Genomic DNA, 18,895 nt, shown 5'->3' with positions numbered 1-18,895 from the left:
CACGCAGATGAAGAACGGGCAGATTCACCACGACATGAACCTCATGGACGTGGGCAGCGAAAGGGAGAAGCGGTCGGCGCTCGTGGCTTGGGACGACACCGAGCACCGCGACTACCGCGACATACAGAAGTGGGTCGACCTGAACTGTGGCTTCATCATCTCTGTATACGAGGCTTACCGCACCACGGGCGACCGCGAGAGCTTCCTCAGGCTGTGGCCCAACATGAAGCGGGCCGCCGACAGGATAAAGGCTCAGGTGGAGCTGCTGGGCAACAAGGAGTATCCGCTGACCTTCGACGGGTCGGAAAACTCTTACGACGCCGGGGGCAACCCCGACCCGTACAACGCCAACATATCCGCCGTGGCCTACAGGATAATGGCGGAGCTGTCGGCCGAGACGGGCGAGGACGACAAGGCCGCCGTGCGCATAGCCGAGTGCGACGGCAGCGTGCGCCCCGGCGCCGGCGGCTTGGAAATAACGGGTGCCACCGAGGTGTTGCTCCTTGCGCGCGTGGAACCGACCCGCGATTTCTCAAAGCCGGCCTACACGGCCATGGTGGCATCGCTCGACTCGCTCGGCGGCTACGGCCTCCTGCTCGAAAGGCACGTGGCCAGGCACCAGCCTCTGTACGACCGAGTCAAGATAGACCTTGGCGCACCGGCCGAAGACCGCAGTCTCAGCAGCGAGCAACTGCTGGCCAAGGGAGGACGCAGCCTCGCCCTCATAGAGCGGCTGTTCAACGCGGCACGCTACAACGTGCTCTCTGCCACAGGGCTGCATGCCCCCTGCCTGCAAGGCATCTGGGGAGCAAAGATGACGCCCAACTGGGCGGGCGACTTCACCGCCAACGGCAACCTGCCCGTGGCCATATCCCACATGCTGCAGGCCAACACGCCGGAGCTGATGCTCTCGCTATTCAACCAGCTTTAGGCCCACATGGACGACTTCCGCACCAACGCCCGCGTGCTGTTCAACTGCCGAGGCATCCACATACCATCACACTTCTACACCCACGGCCTCGACTGCCAGTTCGACAAGACATGGCCCATGACCTTCTGGGTGGCAGGGGCACCGTGGTACTCAATGTTCTACTGGGACTATTACCTCTACACCCGCGACCGTGAGTTCCTGCGGCGGCGCGCGCTGCCGTTCATGGAAGAGTCGGTGGCGTTCTTCGAAGACTTCCTCACGGAGGGGGCCGACGGCAAGTACATCGTCAACCCGTCGTACTCGCCGGAGAACCACCCTAAGAACTACAAGATGCAGGCATGCATCAATGCCACGATGGACATCGCTGCCATCAAGGCCCTGCTGAGGGCCGTCATAGAGGCCAGCCGGACGCTCGGCGCAAACAGCGACCGGATACCGGCATAGCAGACCATGCTCGACAAGATGCCGGCCTACGGCAACAACGCCGACGGGGAGTTTCGCGAATGGCTGTGGGCCGACATGGAAGACAACCATGAGCACCGCCACGCCTCACACCTGATGGGGCTCTACGACCTGCACGACCCGGAGATCATGCAGTCGCGCGAGTTGAGGCAGGGCGCGCTCAAGGCCATCGACCGACGCATGGACTTCCGCCGCAAGGAGAACACCGGGGTCATGGCGTTCGGCATCTGCCAGCTGGCCTTCTCCGCCGCCGCCCTCGGGCAGGCCGACCGCTGCGAGGAGATGCTGGGATGGCTTGGAGACAACTATTTCCTCGACAACATGTTCTCAACCCACGACCCGCACAACATATTCAACTGCGACATATCGGGCGGCTACCCCTCTCTTGTGATGAAGATGCTGTGCTACAGCGAGCCGGGCCGCATCGACATCTTCCCGGCCAAGCCCTCGTCGTGGCGTCGGGGCAGCATAAAGGGCATGGCCCTGCGTGGCGGCATTATAATGGAGGAACTCAGATGGGACGGCAGCAAGACTACCGTCACGATCCGGGCGGATGACACGCAGAAAGTGTCTGTCACCATCTACGGGAAGCACGTGAAAAACGTCAGGCTGAAGAAAGGCAAGCCAACCACGCTGGCCCTGTAGCACGCTCACCATGGCGCACGCCCGGCGGCCACGCCGCCGGCATCGGGCACGCCTGCCGAAGCACATGCAGGCTTGGCCGGTCTGCACGCAAGAGATCTTTTAAGGATGGGGGCGTTTGCCGTAAACTCCCCCATCCATCATGTTCTATGCCAGGTCTCGCCAAAGCCCGGCGTCTGCCACATTACATAAGGGAATGGACGCCCCGTGGCATGCAACGAGGCAAGAGTGCTCCCGTCTTAGTAATATTCCATCGGCCAGCCCTATTCCAAGTTCCCCCCGGTCGGCCGTCAGGATTTCACTGTGCAGCATGGCAGGGTGATACACCATTGCCCTGCCGCCGGGGCTCTGTATAGCGCCGAGCGTCAACCAACAGGCGAAACACAAAACAAAATTCAATCGGTATTTGCATGATGTTAACAGAAGGTATGAAAAAAGCAGTTACAACATCTGTAACTGCCTTTCCTTTTGGTGGGCCATCCAGGGCTTGAACCTGGGACCTCCAGATTATGAGTCTGTTGCTCTAACCAACTGAGCTAAAAGCCCGGTGAAACAGATTAGCTCTGATTTCGGATGCAAAGGTACACTTAATAAATCAAATAACCAAATGTTTTTTGCAAAAAGTTTTAAAATATGATGCCTTTATATTAGGTGTATGGCCTTTTTTAACTAACTTTGCCCATCATTTGGCCGTTTGCGGGCCGTTTGCGGGCCGTCGGCGGCCTTGTCGGCCGGGCTAGCCAAAGCGCCGCGGCGGGCATGCAGGAACGTTGCGGTGGGCATGTACGATTGATGTCCGTACCTGTCGGCGGCGGTTGCCAGCGGGTTGCGGCGCTGTCGGGCGCGGCCGTAGCGGGCGCGGCCGCCGCATGATAAGAAAAAAGAAACCAAACACTCAATATCAATAAATGGAAAAAGAAAGTATCACGGAAAACGTCAGGCGCGGGCTATCGTCGGCACAGGCCGAGGAGAGCCGCCGCGCGCATGGTGAGAACGTTCTCACGCCTCCCAAGCGCACACCGCTGTGGAAGCTCTACCTGGAGAAATACAACGACCCCATCATCAAGGTGCTGCTCGTGGCCGCGGCCGTGTCGCTGGCCCTGGCCATCATCGAGAACGAGTTTGTCGAGGTGATCGGCATCTTCCTGGCCATCTTCCTGGCCACCACCATCGGCTTTTACTTTGAGCGCGACGCCGCCAAGAAGTTCGACGTGCTCACGGCCATCGGCGAGGAGTCGCCGGTGAAGGTGGTGCGCGACGGCAAGGTGCAGGAGGTTGGCCGGCGCGAGGTTGTGGTGGGCGACGTGGTGTTGCTCGGCGTGGGCGACGAGGTGCCGGCCGACGGCACCCTGTTCGAGGCCACCGACCTTCAGATCGACGAGTCGGCGCTGACGGGCGAGCCCATCATCTCGAAGTTTACCGACGTGCGCAACGACGGCGCCACCTACCCTTCCAACATGGCCCTGCGCTCAACGATGGTGATGAACGGCAGCGGGCGCATGGTGGTCACGGCCGTTGGCGACGCCACGGAGATTGGCAAGGTGGCTCGCAAGTCGACTGAGATGACGTCGGTGAAGACGCCGCTTAACATGCAGCTCGACCGGCTGGCCAAGCTCATCAGCAAGGTGGGCACGGGAGTGGCCGTGGCTGCCTTTGTAATATTCCTGGGCCACGACATCATGACCAACAGCCTGTGGCACACCGACGACTACCTGCGCATGGCCGAGACCGTGCTGCGCTATTTCATGGTGTCTGTAACGCTCATTGTCATGGCCGTGCCCGAGGGACTGCCCATGGCCGTCACGCTGGCCCTGGCGCTAAACATGAGGCGCATGCTCAAGAGCAACAACCTGGTGCGCAAGCTGCATGCCTGCGAGACGATGGGGGCTGTGACCGTGATTTGCACCGACAAGACGGGCACGCTCACGCAGAACAAGATGCAGGTGCAGGAGATGTGGGCCGAGGGTGCCGACGCCGGCCTGCTGCGCGCTGCCATCGCCGCCAACTCGACGGCCGAGCTCGACGGCGACAAGCCCATAGGCAACCCCACGGAGGGCGCGCTGCTGCTGTGGATGCACCGCGAGGGCCACGACTACCGCCGGCTGCGCTCTGAAAACGGCGTGGTGTGGCAGCTGCCGTTCTCTACCGAGCGCAAGTATATGGCCACCATAGCCGAGGTGCAGGGCCGCCGCTACCTGTTCATGAAGGGCGCCCCCGAGATTGTGGCCCGCTACTGCGACATGGGCGAGGCCGACCGCGCCGCCCTCCGCGAGCGGCTGCTGGGCTACCAGAACAAGGCCATGCGCACGCTGGCCTTCGCCTGCAAGCCCCTTGACGCCTCTGTCGACAGGGTTGAGCTCTCGCCGGCCGACGCCCACCTGGCGCTGCAGGGCGTGGCTGCCATCAGCGACCCGCTGCGCACCGAGGTGCCCGACGCCGTGCGCCAGTGTCGCAAGGCAGGAATAGACGTGAAGATTGTCACCGGCGACACGTCGGCCACGGCCATCGAGATTGCGCGCCAGATAGGCGCGTGGGACGACGCCACGCCGGCCGAGGCGCAGATAACAGGCCCTGAGTTTGAGGCACTGGGCGACGACGAGGCCTACGAGCGCGCCCATGTGTTGCGGGTGATGAGCCGTGCCAGGCCTACAGACAAGCAACGGCTGGTCAACCTGCTGCAGAAGCGCGGCGAGGTGGTGGCTGTCACGGGCGACGGCACCAACGACGCCCCGGCGCTCAACCACGCCCACGTGGGCCTGTCGCTCGGCTCGGGCACGAGCGTGGCCAAGAACGCCAGCGACATGACTCTCATCGACGACTCCTTCGGCAGCATCGTGCGCGCCGTCGAGTGGGGCCGCTCGCTGTACAAGAACATACAGCGGTTCATCTTCTTCCAGCTCGTGGTCAACGTCACGGCGCTGCTGCTCGTGCTCGGAGGCTCCATTGCCGGCACCGAGCTGCCGCTGACCATCACCCAGATACTGTGGGTCAACCTCATCATGGACACCTTCGCCGCCATGGCGCTGGCATCGCTGCCGCCGTCGCACGAGGTGATGGACGAGAAGCCCCGCAAGCAGTCCGACTTCATCATCAACCCCCACATGGCGTGGGCCATCTGCTCTGTGGGCATACTGTTCTTCGCCGCCCTGCTCGGCATGTTGGTATGGTTCAACGGCCGGGGCGAGGTCACCGTAGGCCAGCTCACGGTGTTCTTCACCGTGTTTGTCATGCTGCAGTGGTGGAACCTGTTCAACGCCAAGTCGCTCGGCTCGAGCCACTCGGCCTTCCACGGTTTCTTTGAAGACAAAGGGCTCATGATAGTGCTGCTCATCATACTCGTGGGCCAGTGGATCATTGTGACATACGGCGGCAGGATGTTCCGCACCGAGCCGCTCACGGCCGAGACATGGGGATGGATCATACTGTGCACCTCGCCCGTGATGATCATTGGCGAGCTGATGCGCGCCGTGTCACGACTGAAGCACAGGCCATGATGCAAACCACGTTTCTCACCCCCGGCACACCGCTGCCGCCCCCCTGCGCCGCCACGATAGGGTTCTTCGACGGTGTGCACCGGGGCCACCGCTACCTCATATCCCACGTCATCGACGTGGCTGGGGCCAAGGGGCTTGAGCCTGCCGTGGTCACATTCGACAACCACCCGCGCCAGGTGCTGCACTCCGACTACCGCCCCGCCCTGCTCAGCACGCCGGCCGAGAAGCTGGCGCTGCTCGGGCAGACGGGCGCCGCGCGGTGCTTCGTGCTACATTTCGACTCGCGCATGGCCGCGCTGCCGGCCAGGCAGTTCATCGAAGACGTGCTGCTCGGGCAACTCAACGTGCGCCACCTGGTAATAGGCTACGACAACCGCTTCGGCCACGACCGCGCCGAAGGCTTCGACGACTACCGCCGCTACGGCCGCGCCGTGGGCATCGACGTTGAGCAGTGGCAGCCCCTCGAGGTGGGGGGCGTGCGCGTAAGCTCGTCGGTGGTGCGCTCGCTGCTGCTGGCCGGCGAGGTCGACATGGCCTCCCGCTGCCTGGGCTACCACTACACCGTGAGCGGCACCGTGGCCCACGGGCGGCATGTTGGCACGTCGCTTGGGTTCCCCACGGCCAACATAGTGCCCGACGACCCCCTCAAGCTGGTGCCAGCGGCGGGCGTCTATGCCGTAGAGGCCTCCATCGAGGGCGAGGAGCGCCCGTTGCCGGCAATGCTCAACATCGGCACCTGCCCAACGTTCGACGGCACCGCCACCACCATCGAAGCCCACGTGCTCGACTACTCGGCCGACCTCTACGGGCGCCGCATAGGCATAGCCTTCGTCAAAAGGCTGCGCGACGAGCGCAAGTTCCGCACACCGGCCGAGCTCGCATCACAGCTCCGCCATGACATAGGCCACACCCGCGAAGCCCTGGCAGCCTCCCAAAGCTCCCAGAACTCCCAGAACTCCCAGCCCTCCCATAACTCCCAAAAATAAAAAAGAAGAAAAAAATGAAGAATGCTCTGATATACCTAATAGTTTTCATAGCCATACAGTGCGGCGTCAGCATAGGCGTGCGCGAAGTGTGGCGCATGGTCACCGGCTCACCCGACATAACCACTATGATGCTCGTTGTGTCGATGACCCTGTTCAGTGCCATCACCATAGCCATCTTCCTGCTCGCGCGGTGGTGCGAGGTAGCCCGCAGCTACGTGCGCTCCCGCCCCTGGACGGCACTGGCGTGGTGCGTGGTGGCCTCCGTCGGCGCCGTAATTCCGTCCACATGGCTCCAGGAGCAAATGCCCGAGCTGCCCAACTACCTGCTCGACGAGTTCTCCATGCTCATGGGCGACCGCTGGGGCTACCTGGCCATAGGCCTGCTCGCCCCAGTGGCCGAAGAGATAGTGTTCCGCGGTGCCATACTGCGCTCGCTGCTCCGCGGCATGCGCAACCACTGGGTGGCCATAGCCATCTCGGCCGTCATCTTCGCCATCATCCACGGCAACCCGGCCCAGATGCCCCATGCCATGCTCGTGGGCCTGCTGCTCGGCTGGATGTACTACCGCACCGACAGCCTCGTGCCGGGCGTAGCCTTCCACTGGGCCAACAACACCATAGCCTATGTGCTATACAATGTATTGCCCGCCCCCGACGCCACTCTAATACAGATCTTCGGCGGCAGCCAGACGCGGGTGCTCATGGCCGTGGGCTTCTCGCTCTGCATACTCGTGCCGGCCATCATCCAGCTCAACCTCAGGCTGAAGAAAGCCGGCGGCAGCCCCACCCCGACATGGAAGCGCTGACGCGCTGCCACAGCAGCCTCATCGCTTAACAGGCTGCTGCTGCCGCCAATAAAATGCATGAGGGCCTGCGGGACAATCCCGCAGGCCCTCATGCATTTTATTGGCCAGTCCTCCCAGTTCTCCCGGTTCTCTCAGTCCTCCCAGTCCTCCCAGTCCTCCCAGTCCTCCCAGCCATTCTCAAGTCACTCTCCCGTTCCTGGAGCTTCGTTATAGCTGAAAATTATCCTCCTGCCTATAGATATGTCCACCTGGGCGAGCACCTTCAACTCTTTGTTGTAATACCTCTGCTCCACAAAGATGCCGTCGGCACCGCCGATTGCCTCAAAGCCCTTTGATGCCATGAATTGCTCAAAGTCGCCCTTGCTGAAGTTGTCGGCGCTGCACCCTACAATCACCTCTCTGAGCATCGACTTGTCGTCGGTCAGCACGTATACTATGTCGACCAGCGGCCTCTTGGGCTCGGCCTTGTCAACAGTGAACATGTTGTCCATCCATTCCGACACCTTGTGGCCGGCCGACTCCTCGTAGGCGTTGATGGCGGTCATCGGGTCGTCAACGTTGAAGCACAACAGCGGCAGGAAGTAGCCGTTCTCGTCTTTTTCAAACACCTGGCCGCCGCCGGTGCCCGGGCCGTCGTCTTTGTTTTTCTTAAACTCCATCAGCCCGCTGTCGGTGAACACCGTCAGCGCAACCTTGCCTGCCTTGTCGCGGTAAACGGTGGCAAACATGTCGGAAGAAACTTGCTCAAAACCGGCATCGCGCAACATGGCCGCAAACTCGCCGGTGAGCAATATGTCCTTCGACGAGGCAAACTGCCTGACCACTGTGAGCCTGTCGCCCACAAACTCGTAGACGGCACGGGCAAACTCCGACTTGCCTGTGAAGGTGAATACGTAAGTGCCCAGCGAACTGCCCTCCTCGCGCTTGCTGCCGCGCCTGCCCTCGTATACGAGCACGTCTCTCACCGAGGCCTCAAAGTTGAGCAGCGGCATGGTGTAGCCCGACGTCGACAGGCGCGTCGAGGTGAAGGTCATGGTGGCATACCTGCCGTTGTTGTCGTCGGCAGACCTCACTTCAAGCCTTATCTCCCTGGCCTTGTTGTAGTAAACGTTGCTTTCGCTGTCAGAGTCTTCAAAGCCGTTGTCCGACAGGAACTTCCTGAACGACGTGTTGTCGGGGCTCAGTATGCCTTCCTTGTCTTTCTCAAACTCCTCCACTATCGACATCAGACTGTAGTCGCCTTTCGCCAGCTGGTACTTTCGCGACACATGGGTGCCGTCGCCAAACCTAACCACGAAGCTCTCGCCCAGGGCCGACGTCTCGCCGTAGGTCTCAACCGTGTTGCCGAGGCCCTCTTCGTAAGCCTTTATGTGGGCGGCGGGCTCTGCCACGCCAAAAGCATCCAGGTCGGGGCTCTGCAGGTCGTAGGCCACATCCTCGGCCTTGGGCAAAAACTTCATCTGCGCGTAAACGTTATCGTCGCTGTGCCTCCAGGCTGTCACCTCGAGCTGCACGGGCATGCCTTCCTTGTTGAACACAAACACGTCGCCATCGCTCTCGAGCGCCTTCCACCCGTTGGCGGCGGCCAGTTCCTCGAAGTTTTTGTTAAGTCCCCAGTCGTAGCTGTCGGCAATGGGGTAGATGGCATAGGTCAGCGGCCTGAACAGCAGCGAGGCCAGCTTCACCGCCTTTGTCTCTATGTCCACCAGGTAATACCTGTATGGGTTCTGCGGGTCGGTGGTCTCATAAAACATTATCGACGAGTTGTAGTAGCTCAGTATCCCCTCGTATATAGCCTCGATGTCCTGCATGCGCTTGCTGCCGAGCTGCTTCTCCCTCGAGTCTACCTCGCTCATAGGCATCTGCCCAATGCCGCGGCAGATGGTCTCGGTGTCTGGCCACGAGGCAAACGTCGGGAACGCCGTGGCTTTGCCCGACGACACCACAGCCTGGCTTATGTTTATCCTCTCGAGGCTCTTGCCTGTGGCCAGAGCCCTGAGGTAGTCGATGTCTGAATAGTCTATCAGGCCCTCCACCGACAACGAGCTTATGCCGTCGGCCACGGCCCCCACCTTCTCCTCCAGCTCACCGGGCCGGTCGGTGGCCACCATCAATTCCTGTGCACTGACATGCAATGCCGCCATGGCCATTGCCACGGCCACGAGCACTCTGTAATATACCTTGCCCATCATTGTCCTCCTTTCATTGCTTTACGGTTATTTTATACGGCTTTCCACCCACTGTCACCACATACGTGCCAGCGTCCAGCCTCACTGCGTATGCGCCCATGGCCACGGCAGTGCCGCCGGCCACCAGCCGTCCCGACATGTCGTAGACCCTGACGTCGCTGCCCTCTCGGCCGCCGTTGCTTACAGTCAGCATGCCCCCGGGCCCTGCCGACAGGTCTATGTTGCCGGCGCCCGCCTGTGCCACTCCCGTGGGGTGCAGCACCACCACCTTGGTGTGGCTGAAGCCCCTGTCGCCCTCAACGCGGGCCTTCACCCCGTCCGTCTGCACGGTGATGGTAAGCCCGTCGCGGTCGGGGAAAGCCCCCTCGCCCACGTGGGCTATGTCAAGGCTGTAAATCACCACGCTCTCGAGCCTGTCGCATCCGCTGAAGGCCCCCGCCCCTATCGACGTGATGTTGTCGGGCAGGATGATTTCCCTCAGCAATGCGGCGCCAGCAAAGGCGTTGTCGGGAATGGCATTGTCCAGCATTCCTTCCGGCGAATACTCACGGGCCTGCACAACCCCAATCCCGCGGGTTGTCCTGACAATGGCCTGGGCGTGCAGCTCTGCGGCTGCCATCGCCCCCAAGGCAACTAATAGTAACGTCTTTTTCATAAACTGTTTGTTTAATGTGGTTATTACTGTCTACGAAGGCTCCCAGGCCTCCTAAGAGGCCTAAGAGGCCTAAGATTCCTAGGCAACCTATGCCGCCTAGGCAACCTAGGATCCCCAAATCTTCATCTACAAAAATAGCCATTTCATCGTTACACTTTGTTAAACTATCCGATTTTAACTTTTAAAAAATCGCATCGCCCGCCCATTTTGTTTCTATGGCGAACTCCATTGTCCGCCATGCCCGGCCCGCCACGGCCGCCCGCTTATCCCGGCGCGTCACTTTATGGCATACCCGCCCTTGTCTACATACATCATGGCCTTCTTGTCGTCGGCCACGGCACTGATGTAGCGCTCGTACTCTCGCAGCACGTCGGCAATTATCTCCTCCTGGCTCAGATACTGAATGTCGTTGCCCGAACGCCCGTCGCTGTAGTAAGTCACCGGGATGTACTGCTTGTTGGTGCTCACGTCGGGCGTGTTCTCCTCGTCGATAAGGTACTCCGATATGCTGCGCCGCTCGGCTGCCACGCCATACCTGAAGTTCCATATCCTCTCGTGCCTTATCACAATCTCCACCGACAGGGCCCCGCGGCGCCCCTCGTTCACCTCCACGTCGATGCCCCGGCCGGCAAACTCGGCGGCGAGCTCGGCGAAGGCCGGCCTCACCTTCTGGCTGAAAAAGCGCTGTATGTCGGTTTTCTGCGAGAAGGTGAGTATCTGCGTCAGGCGCTCCCGCCAGTGGCTGCCGTCCCAGTTGCGGCTGCCGTAGGGCAGGTTTGAGCTGTGGTAGAGCATGTCGGTGTGCAGGGCCCTCACCAGGCAGAAGCACAGCACCAGCATTATCAGGCCGAAGGGCAGCGCCATCACGAGCGTCATCGTCTGCAGCGAGCGCAGCCCTCCGGCGTATAGCAGCGCCATGGATATCAGTGCCAGCAGCACTCCCCAGAAGGCGTTCTGCCACTTGGGCGAGTTGGGCGCGTTGCCTGACGATATGCTGTTCATCACGAGAATGCCCGAGTCGGCCGACGTGACGAAGAACACGGCTATCATGACTATGCCCAGCACACACAGCGCCCCGGCCATGGGAAACTGGCCGAAGAAGCTGAAGAGCAGTATGTCGGGCTGGTCGGCCAGGGCCGAGAGGGCCCCTCCGGCCACGTGGCTGTCTATGTGGATGGCCCCGGCGCCGAACACCGTCATCCACATGAACACAAAGAGCGACGGCACGAGCAGCACGGCCACTATGTACTCGCGTATGGTGCGACCCTTCGATATGCGGGCTATGAACAGCCCCACAAACGGGGCCCAGCTTATCCACCACGCCCAGAACATGACAGTCCAGCTGGTAAACCACCCCCGGCCGTCGGTCTCGAAGGCAAACGTGTTGAACGTCAGGCCGGCAAGGCGCTGCACATAGTAGCCCAGGCTCTCGCTGAAGGCGCTCAGCAGGAAGGTGGTGGGCCCGAGCAGCAGCACGAAGGCCATGAGCAGCACGGCCAGGCACAGGTTGGCCTCGCTGAGCCGCCTCACGCCACGGCTCACGCCCGCCACGGCCGAGAGTATGGCCACGGCGCTCACCGCGGCTATGATGGCGCACTGCAGGGCGAAGCTCGTGTGGCCCAGCAGGCCTATGTGCACCAGCCCGGCGTTGAGCTGCACCACGCCGAAGCCCATCGACGTGGCTATGCCGAAAAAGGTGCTCACCAGGGCAAACGTGTCGGCGACGTTGCCTACCACACCTTTTATGCGCTCGCCCAGCAGGGGGTAGAGGCCGCTGCGTATCGACAGCGGCAGGCGGTAGCGGAAGGAGAAGTAGGCCAGTATGAGCCCCATGAGAGCGAAGATGGCCCAGGCGTGCAGCCCCCAGTGGAAAAACGTGGCCAGCATGGCTTCCTTGGCGGGGTTGGCCACGGTGGGCAGCGCCGGATGGACGTAGTGCGACATGGGCTCGGCCACGCCGAAGTACATGAGACCGATGCCCATGCCGGCGGCAAAGAGCATGGCTATCCATGAGAAGAAGCTGTACTGGGGCCTTGAGTTGTCGGGCCCGAGGCGTATGTTGCCGGCCTTGCCGAAGGCCAGCACCAGCAGGAAGATGAAGAAGAGCGATACGAGCATGGTGTACACCCAGCTGAACTTGCGGTATACGTACGACTGGACTGCGAGCAGGGCCTGCTCGGTGCGGTCGGGCCACAGGGCGCACAGCAGCGACAGGGCCAGCAGGACCAGCAGGCCGGGAATGGCCACGGTCCGTGTGAAGGTGGTTTTTTCTTTCAGTATGTTCATTTCATCGATAATGGGTTGACCCCCATGCCCCAAAGGGGCGCTGGCGCAAACCGCAAGAGGGGTGGCGCCGGGGGCGGCCTCGGGCCGCGGGCAGGGAACGGCGGCGGAAGGCTCTCGGTGAGAAAAATGCGCGGCAGCCATACAACACAGCCCCTGCCATGGTTGCCGCACGCTTTATGCAAAAATACAGAAAAAATGCGGAAAACGGGCCGCCACCATGCCATCTGCCGACAAACAGGCACAAAGCCACACCATAACGGCCACATCCCACAGCCCCGCGGCGATAGCTTTATGAATATCCGCATGCTGCCAAATGTGAGGAGGAAGAAGACTTTTTCAGGAGTTAGAAGGAGTTAGAAGAAGGAAGAAGGAGGTAGAGGACATTTGCTGGAGTTAAGACTTTTTCAGGAGGTAGAAGGAGTTAGAAGAAGGAAGAAGGAGGTAGAGGACATTTGCTGGAGTTAAGACTTTTTCAGGAGGTAGAAGAAGGAAGAGGGAGGAAGAGGGAGTTAGAGGACATTTGCTGGAGGAAGAAAGAGTTAGAGGCATTACCCGCTAAAACCGCTGTCTGCCGACTCCGGGCTACAGCAAGAGGAAGCCTAACAACCGTCAGCTACCTATAATTACTTGGCTACTTGCATACACTCACATGTTTTTTTGGCCCGCCGGCTTGGCCATTTCGGCAAAAAAGGCTATATTTGTGGCACCCAAGCCTTTGGCTGGGGCAAAGACGAAAACCTAACAACCATACGCAATGATTATGAAACACACTTCGCTGATATGCTGCATGGCCATGGCGGCCATGCTTTGCTGCGCAACAGCCGGGGCACAGCAGCCGCAGGCAACCGCAACTACAGTGGCCGCAGGGCCGGGGGCCAAAGCCACCCTCGAGCGCTTTGTCGGCAACATCTCTACATTCAACCGCCTCTTCCCGCAAGAGAAGGTCTACCTACACCTCGACAACACGGCCTACTTCAGGGGCGAGACGATGTGGTTCAGCGCCTATGTGGTCAGGGCCGACCGCCCTGCCCTCACAGACATGAGCCGGGTGCTCTACGTCGACCTGCTCGACCCAACGGGCGAGACGGTGGCCACGCGCAAGGTGAAGCTCGACCATGGCCGAGGCTCGGGCTCGTTCAAGCTCGACAAGTTGCTCACCTCGGGATTTTACGAAATCAGGGCCTACACGCGCTACATGCTCAACTGGGACGCCGCATGGGCCTTCTCGCGCGTGCTGCCGGTGTTCGAGGCGCCAAAGGCCGAGGGCGACTACTCGGAGCCCACCATGGCCGCCCACGACTACCGCAAGCGAATGCCATCGGCCAGGGCCAAGGCCGGCGACGGCAAGGCCCGGGTGCGCTTCTTCCCCGAGGGCGGGCGCCTTGTCATGGGACTGCCCTCGCGGGTGGCCTTCGACGTGACCGGGCCCGGCGGCGAACCGCTGCAGGCCGGGGGCACGCTCACCATGGCCGACGGCAGGCGCGTGGTCGTGGAGACGCTGCGCGAGGGCCGAGGGGTGTTCGACTACACGCCCGCCGAGGGCAGCGCCACGCTAACGCTCACCGACTCGGCCGGGCGGTGGCACGAGTTTGAGCTGCCCGGGGCCGAGTCCGAGGGCTGCGTGCTCACGGTGGGGGCCATTGAGGGCGACTATGTCAACGTGGCCGTGACGCGCTCCAAGGGCTACGACGAACCGCTGGCCATGGTGCTCGTCAACGGGGGCAACGTCGACGCGGCCGACATCCTGATGCCTGGCGAGCGAACGGCGCGCAGGCGCTTCTTCCGCCCCGACATGGCACCGGGGGTGAGCCAGGTGGCGCTGATAGACCGCAACGGAGACATAGTGGCCGAACGCATGGTGTTCGTGAGCCCGCAGGCGGGGGTCGACACCATCGCCTTCAGGGCCGAGGGCTCGCTCGCGCCATGCGGCAAGCTGGCGCTCGAGGCGCAGACGGAGCCGGGGGTGACGTTCTCGCTGGCCGTGCGCGACAGGGCCGCCGACGCCAACGGGGCCGACGCCGACGCCGCCACGTGGCTGCTGCTGTCGTCGGAGCTCAAGGGCTACATACGCAACCCGCAATACTATCTTGAGGCCGACGACGAGGAGCACCGCAGGGCCGCCGACCTGCTCATGATGGTGCAGGGGTGGCGGCGCTACGACGTGGCGCAGATGGCCGGCAGCAAGGAGTTTGTCAGGAGGCAGCCCATGGAAGACGGGCTCTACCTGTTCGGGCAGCTGCACCAGGCCAGCAGGCGCAACAAGACGGCCGGCGTGAAGCTCACGGCCACGCTCTACAACAGGCAGGGGGTGGCCATGGGCGGAAAGGCCACCACCGACTCGGCCGGCATGTATGCCTTCAGGCTGCCCGACTGCGAGGGCGAGTACACGCTGCTGCTCAACACCACCAACGCCGAGGGCAAGGCCAAGAACTACAGGGTGGGCATCGACCGCAACTTCGCCCCGGCACCGCGCCCGGTGTGGCCAGCCGAGACCGAGCCTGTGCCGATGGGCGAGGCCAGGCAGCTGGCGGTGCCCGAGGCGGGCTTCGACACGCTGGCCACGAAGCTGTCGATGGAAGACCGGGTGCACATGATAAGGGAGGTGAAGGTAAAGGGCAAGCGGCTCTTCGAGAAGGCGAGGGCCGGATGGGAAAACGAGCAACGAGGCGCGTTCAAGGCTTACGTGAGGTATGACTGCGACCGGGCCGCCGACGAGATATACGACGCCGGCGATGACACGCCCACCATCTTCGAGTGGCTCGCACAGAAAAACCCGTTCTTCGGAGGCAACGAGGTAGACCAGGGCGACGAGGGCTACGGGCTGGCCGAGCCGCAGGAGCTGCCCGTGGAGCAGCAGCTCTCGATGGTCAACGAGGGCGGGAAGCTGCAGACGGAGGTGAGCCAGATGGAAGAAATGCAGACGGAGAGCGCCCAAGACCAGTACAGGGGCTTCCTCACGCGCGACGGCATGTCATACAAGAACAGGCCCATAGTGTGGGTGCTCAACAACACGTTCTACATGGGCACGTCGACGCGGGGGGTGAGCACGGCTGACATTGTGAACATCAGGGCCGAGACGTCCGAGGAGATGCCCCGCTGGCTCGACGAGTACAAGAGCGTCTACATATCTGAAGACGAGGATATATGGCGCAACTATGTCGAGGCGCCCGAACTGGCGCGGTACAGCCCCGTCACCATCTTCCTCTACTCACACCATGAGTTCCCGGCCAAGAGCAAGGGGCTGCGCCACACCCACTTCGACGGCTACAGCCGCGTGGAGACGTTCCAGATGCCCGACTACAGCCTCATGCCGCCCATGGCCGACCACAGGCGCACGCTCTACTGGAACCCCGCCGTCAAGGCCGACAAGGACGGGCGGGCGCGGATAGAGCTCTACAACAACTCGTCGTGCAAGCAGATTGCCATCTCGGCCGAGGGCATCAGCTACGACGGGCGGGCCGTGGTCTACAGGCCGTGAGGCGTAAGTGAAAAGAATTAAGAATGAAAGGTTAAGATTAATAATTAAAGAGCGAAAGGCAAAGGGGGCCGGCGCGCCATCGGCGTGCCGGCCCCCTTCCGTGTGCCCGTGTGTCACTTCTTGCGTGGCTTGCGGCGTGCCCACCCCTCCTCGGAGAAGTCGGGCTCGTCGCCCTTGAGCCTCACGCCGTCGTTCTGGAAAAACTGGCGCCAGTCGTCCTGGCGGCCGCCATCGGCCCCGCCGCCGCGCTCGGCGCGCCGCTTCTTGGGCTTGCGGTCAAAGCGGGCGAAGGCCCCGCCACGCTCCTGGCCGCGGCCGCCGCGACCGCCGCGCGACTGTGAGGCCTGGGTGTCGTCGGCGTCGTTGCAGCGCACGTCGCGCCCGCGGTAGCGGGTGCCGTCGAGGGCGCGCATCACGCGGGCGGCGTCGCGCTCGGGCACCTCTATGTACGAGAACTTGTCGTAAAGGTCTATGTGGCCCACCTCCTGGCGGCCGTCAACGTTGCGGTTTACAAACTGCATCACCTCGCCGGGGTAGAAGCCGTCGGCCTTGCCCAGGTTGATGAACAGGCGGCGGTAGCCCTGCTCGGCCTTGCGCCGTCCGCCGGCGCCGCGCTCGGCGCTGCGCCGCTCTTTCTTCTCGCCGCGGCCCGCCGACTGCTCTATCTCGGGAGCGTCGGCGTAGTAGGCCAGGAAGCGGCCGAACTCGCGGCTCACCATCTTCTTTATCACGTCTTCCTTGTCGATGAACTCGAAGTGGCGGTTTATCTCGTCCATGAACGGGGCTATCTCTTCCTCGTTGACGTCTACCTTCACTATCTCGTCCATCACCTTGTAGAGCTGCTTGGTGCATATCTCCTGGGGCGTGGGCAGCTTGCCCTCAACAAACTGCTTGCCTATCTGCTTCTCCACGGCGCGTATCTTGCTGCGCTCGCGCGAGTGGACTATGGCTATCGAGGTGCCCTTCTTGCCGGCGCGGCCCGTGCGGCCCGAGCGGTGGGTGTAGCTCTCTATGTCGTCGGGCATGCCGAAGTTGATGACGTGGGTCAGGTCGTCAACGTCGAGGCCGCGGGCGGCCACGTCGGTGGCCACGAGCAGCTGGGTGAGGTGCTGGCGGAACTTCTGCATCGTAAGGTCGCGCTGCTGCTGCGAGAGGTCGCCGTGCAGCGACTCGGCGTTGTAGCCGTCGCGTATGAGCTTGTCGGCCACCTCCTGCGTCTCGCGCTTCGTGCGGCAGAAGATGATGGCGAATATGCGGGGGTAGTAGTCTACCACGCGCTTCAGGGCCAGGTACTTGTCCTTGGCGCTCACCATGTAGTAGACGTGGTTCACGTTCTCGGCGCCTTCGTTGCGGCTGCCCACCACAATCTCCTTGTGGTCACGCAGGTACGACTTGGCTATCTTCTCCACCTCGCGGCTCATAGTGGCCGAGAAGAGCAGCGTGTTGCGGTTTTCGGGCAGGCTCTCGAATATCTCGTTGATGCTGTCGGAGAAGCCCATGTTGAGCATCTCGTCGGCCTCGTCGAGCACCACGTTGCCCACGCCGCCGAGCTTGGCCACGCCGCGGTTCTTGAGGTCGATGAGGCGGCCGGGGGTGGCCACGATGACCTGGGCGCCGTGGCGCAGGGCGCGCACCTGGTTCTCTATCGACGTGCCGCCGTAGACGGGCACGATGTTGACGCCTCCCATGTACTTGGAGAAGTCTTTCAGGTCGTCTGCAATCTGCAGGCAAAGCTCGCGCGTGGGGCTGAGCACCAGCGCCTGGGTGTCGCGGCACCGTGTGTCTATGCGCTGCAGCACGGGTATGCCGAAGGCGGCTGTCTTGCCCGTGCCGGTCTGTGCCAGCGCGATTACGTCGTTGCGGTTGCCGAGCAAATAGGGGATTACTTCTTCCTGTACGGGCATGGGGCTCTCAAAGCCCAGCTCCGTGATGGCGCGGCGAATCTCTTCGCTGACGCCCAATTCTTCAAATGTCTTCAATCTAAAAAAAATAAAATAATACGTATTATCGCCCCATGCCCCAGCCCAACTGCTGACGACGGCGTGCGGCGCTTGCGGCTGCAAAGGTAGTGAAAATAACCGAGCATTATACAAAAAAGCTGAATTATTTTGCAGCCATGACCAAAATTGTTACTTTTGCAGCACTATGGAGATTTGTGTTTTCTGCTCGGCAAACGCCGGGCTCGACCCCGACTTCTACCGTGCCGCCGAAGAGTTGGGGCGAATCATTGGCCAGAGGGGCCACTCGCTGGTGTTCGGCGGCACCGACATGGGGCTCATGGAGTGTGTGGCTGGGGCCGCGCGCAGCGCCGGCGCGAGGGTCACGGGAGTGGTGCCGGTGCGCGTCGAGGAGCGGGGCCACACGAGCGCCCACATGGATGTACACATACCATGCTCCGACCTCACCGACCGCAAGGAGCTGATGATGGCGCGCTCCGACGTGTTCATAGCCCTGCCGGGCGGCATTGGCACACTCGACGAGGTGTTCACCGTGGTGGCCGCCGCCACCATCGGCTACCACTCGAAGACTGTATGCCTGTACAACCTGAAGGGCTACTGGGACAGCCTCATCGCCATGCTCGACGACCTTGAGGCCCGCGGGGCCGTCAGGGGCAGCTGGCGCAACCACATCACGGTGGCATCGTCGGCGTCGGAGCTGCCGCTATGAGCATCGAATGGGGGGGATATTTGGGAGTTCAGGAGACAGGAGTACAGGAGTTCAGACAATAGCTTTTGTGTACAATGGAGTTATAGGGAGGTAGAGGAAGGTAGAAGGAGTTACAGGGAGTTAGAAGACAATTGCTTTGGGGGATATTGGGGAGTTCTGGAGTTGTTTTAGGAGTTAAGGAGTTAGGAAGTAAAGGAGTTAAGACAATAGCTTTGGGGGATATTGGTGAGTTCAGGAGTTCAGGAGTTCAGACAATAGTTTTGGAAGCACGTCACCCTGGGGGCATGGGTAAAGTGGGA

The 18,895-nt window shown here is 61.6% G+C and carries 10 protein-coding genes, 1 tRNA gene and 1 pseudogene; 7 read left to right on the top strand and 5 right to left on the bottom strand.

Annotated elements, in window-relative coordinates; all coding sequences use genetic code 11:
* Window positions 1-7 precede the first annotated feature (7 nt).
* Window positions 8-1,783 (top strand): annotated as a pseudogene (locus M3089_RS15895) (glycosyl hydrolase family 95 catalytic domain-containing protein); the annotation flags it as partial.
* Window positions 1,784-2,038, top strand: coding sequence for a glycoside hydrolase family 95-like protein (locus tag M3089_RS15890; protein ID WP_394802239.1), 255 nt, complete (start codon window positions 1,784-1,786; stop codon window positions 2,036-2,038). It begins immediately after the preceding pseudogene.
* Between the two features lie 466 nt (window positions 2,039-2,504).
* Here the strand turns inward: M3089_RS15890 and M3089_RS02645 are convergent.
* Window positions 2,505-2,581, bottom strand: a tRNA-Ile gene (locus M3089_RS02645).
* A 362-nt stretch (window positions 2,582-2,943) separates the two neighbouring features.
* Here M3089_RS02645 and M3089_RS02640 point away from each other — a divergent pair.
* From M3089_RS02640 to M3089_RS02630, 3 genes are read left to right on the top strand one after another with little or no spacing between them, the layout of a single operon-like run.
* Window positions 2,944-5,529, top strand: a complete 2,586-nt coding sequence (locus tag M3089_RS02640) for a calcium-translocating P-type ATPase, PMCA-type (protein ID WP_249081575.1) — start codon at window positions 2,944-2,946, stop codon at window positions 5,527-5,529.
* Window positions 5,526-6,515: a riboflavin biosynthesis protein RibF gene (gene ribF, locus M3089_RS02635; RefSeq protein ID WP_249081573.1), complete on the top strand. Its 990-nt coding sequence runs from the start codon at window positions 5,526-5,528 to the stop codon at window positions 6,513-6,515. The genes M3089_RS02640 and ribF overlap by 4 nt, the downstream gene beginning before the upstream one ends.
* Before the next feature lie 14 nt (window positions 6,516-6,529).
* On the top strand, window positions 6,530-7,321 hold the full coding sequence (locus M3089_RS02630; protein ID WP_205106762.1) for a CPBP family intramembrane glutamic endopeptidase: 792 nt from the start codon (window positions 6,530-6,532) through the stop codon (window positions 7,319-7,321).
* 182 nt (window positions 7,322-7,503) lie between these two features.
* On the opposite strand, the gene M3089_RS02625 is transcribed toward M3089_RS02630, so the two are convergent.
* From M3089_RS02625 to M3089_RS02615, 3 genes are all read right to left on the bottom strand, one after another.
* A complete protein-coding gene (locus M3089_RS02625) occupies window positions 7,504-9,513 on the bottom strand; it encodes a hypothetical protein (protein WP_249081571.1) in 2,010 nt (669 codons plus the stop codon).
* 10 nt (window positions 9,514-9,523) lie between these two features.
* Window positions 9,524-10,165: a leucine-rich repeat protein gene (locus M3089_RS02620; protein WP_249081569.1), complete on the bottom strand. Its 642-nt coding sequence runs from the start codon at window positions 10,163-10,165 to the stop codon at window positions 9,524-9,526.
* Between the two features lie 276 nt (window positions 10,166-10,441).
* A complete protein-coding gene (locus M3089_RS02615; RefSeq protein WP_249081567.1) occupies window positions 10,442-12,451 on the bottom strand; it encodes a BCCT family transporter in 2,010 nt (669 codons plus the stop codon).
* A gap of 754 nt (window positions 12,452-13,205) precedes the next feature.
* Here M3089_RS02615 and M3089_RS02610 point away from each other — a divergent pair.
* A complete protein-coding gene (locus M3089_RS02610; RefSeq protein WP_249081565.1) occupies window positions 13,206-15,929 on the top strand; it encodes a hypothetical protein in 2,724 nt (907 codons plus the stop codon).
* A gap of 113 nt (window positions 15,930-16,042) precedes the next feature.
* Here the strand turns inward: M3089_RS02610 and M3089_RS02605 are convergent, their stop codons facing one another.
* A complete protein-coding gene (locus tag M3089_RS02605; protein ID WP_249081563.1) occupies window positions 16,043-17,908 on the bottom strand; it encodes a DEAD/DEAH box helicase in 1,866 nt (621 codons plus the stop codon).
* A 166-nt stretch (window positions 17,909-18,074) separates the two neighbouring features.
* On the opposite strand from M3089_RS02605, the gene M3089_RS02600 reads away from it, so the two are divergent.
* Entirely contained in the window at window positions 18,075-18,596 is a 522-nt protein-coding gene (locus M3089_RS02600; protein ID WP_249081561.1) for an LOG family protein, read from the top strand.
* The last annotated feature ends 299 nt before the right edge of the window (window positions 18,597-18,895 follow it).

Origin of the sequence: Marseilla massiliensis (assembly GCF_023336985.1) — a bacterium.
In the GTDB taxonomy this organism is placed as follows: Bacteria; Bacteroidota; Bacteroidia; order Bacteroidales; family Bacteroidaceae; genus Prevotella; species Prevotella intestinigallinarum.
Note: the sequence above shows the minus strand (reverse complement) of the source record. Positions and strands in the feature narration are given on the sequence as shown.

What these genes read in the sequence shown, in the direction of transcription:
- ribF (WP_249081573.1), top strand. Translation starts at nt 5,526, where the DNA reads ATGATGCAAACCACGTTTCTCACCCCCGGCACACCGCTGCCGCCCCCC.
- M3089_RS02640 (WP_249081575.1), top strand. Translation starts at nt 2,944, where the DNA reads ATGGAAAAAGAAAGTATCACGGAAAACGTCAGGCGCGGGCTATCGTCG.
- M3089_RS02600 (WP_249081561.1), top strand. Translation starts at nt 18,075, where the DNA reads ATGGAGATTTGTGTTTTCTGCTCGGCAAACGCCGGGCTCGACCCCGAC.
- M3089_RS02625 (WP_249081571.1), bottom strand. Translation starts at nt 9,513, where the DNA reads ATGATGGGCAAGGTATATTACAGAGTGCTCGTGGCCGTGGCAATGGCC.
- M3089_RS02610 (WP_249081565.1), top strand. Translation starts at nt 13,206, where the DNA reads ATGATTATGAAACACACTTCGCTGATATGCTGCATGGCCATGGCGGCC.
- M3089_RS02620 (WP_249081569.1), bottom strand. Translation starts at nt 10,165, where the DNA reads ATGAAAAAGACGTTACTATTAGTTGCCTTGGGGGCGATGGCAGCCGCA.
- M3089_RS02630 (WP_205106762.1), top strand. Translation starts at nt 6,530, where the DNA reads ATGAAGAATGCTCTGATATACCTAATAGTTTTCATAGCCATACAGTGC.
- M3089_RS02615 (WP_249081567.1), bottom strand. Translation starts at nt 12,451, where the DNA reads ATGAACATACTGAAAGAAAAAACCACCTTCACACGGACCGTGGCCATT.
- M3089_RS15890 (WP_394802239.1), top strand. Translation starts at nt 1,784, where the DNA reads ATGAAGATGCTGTGCTACAGCGAGCCGGGCCGCATCGACATCTTCCCG.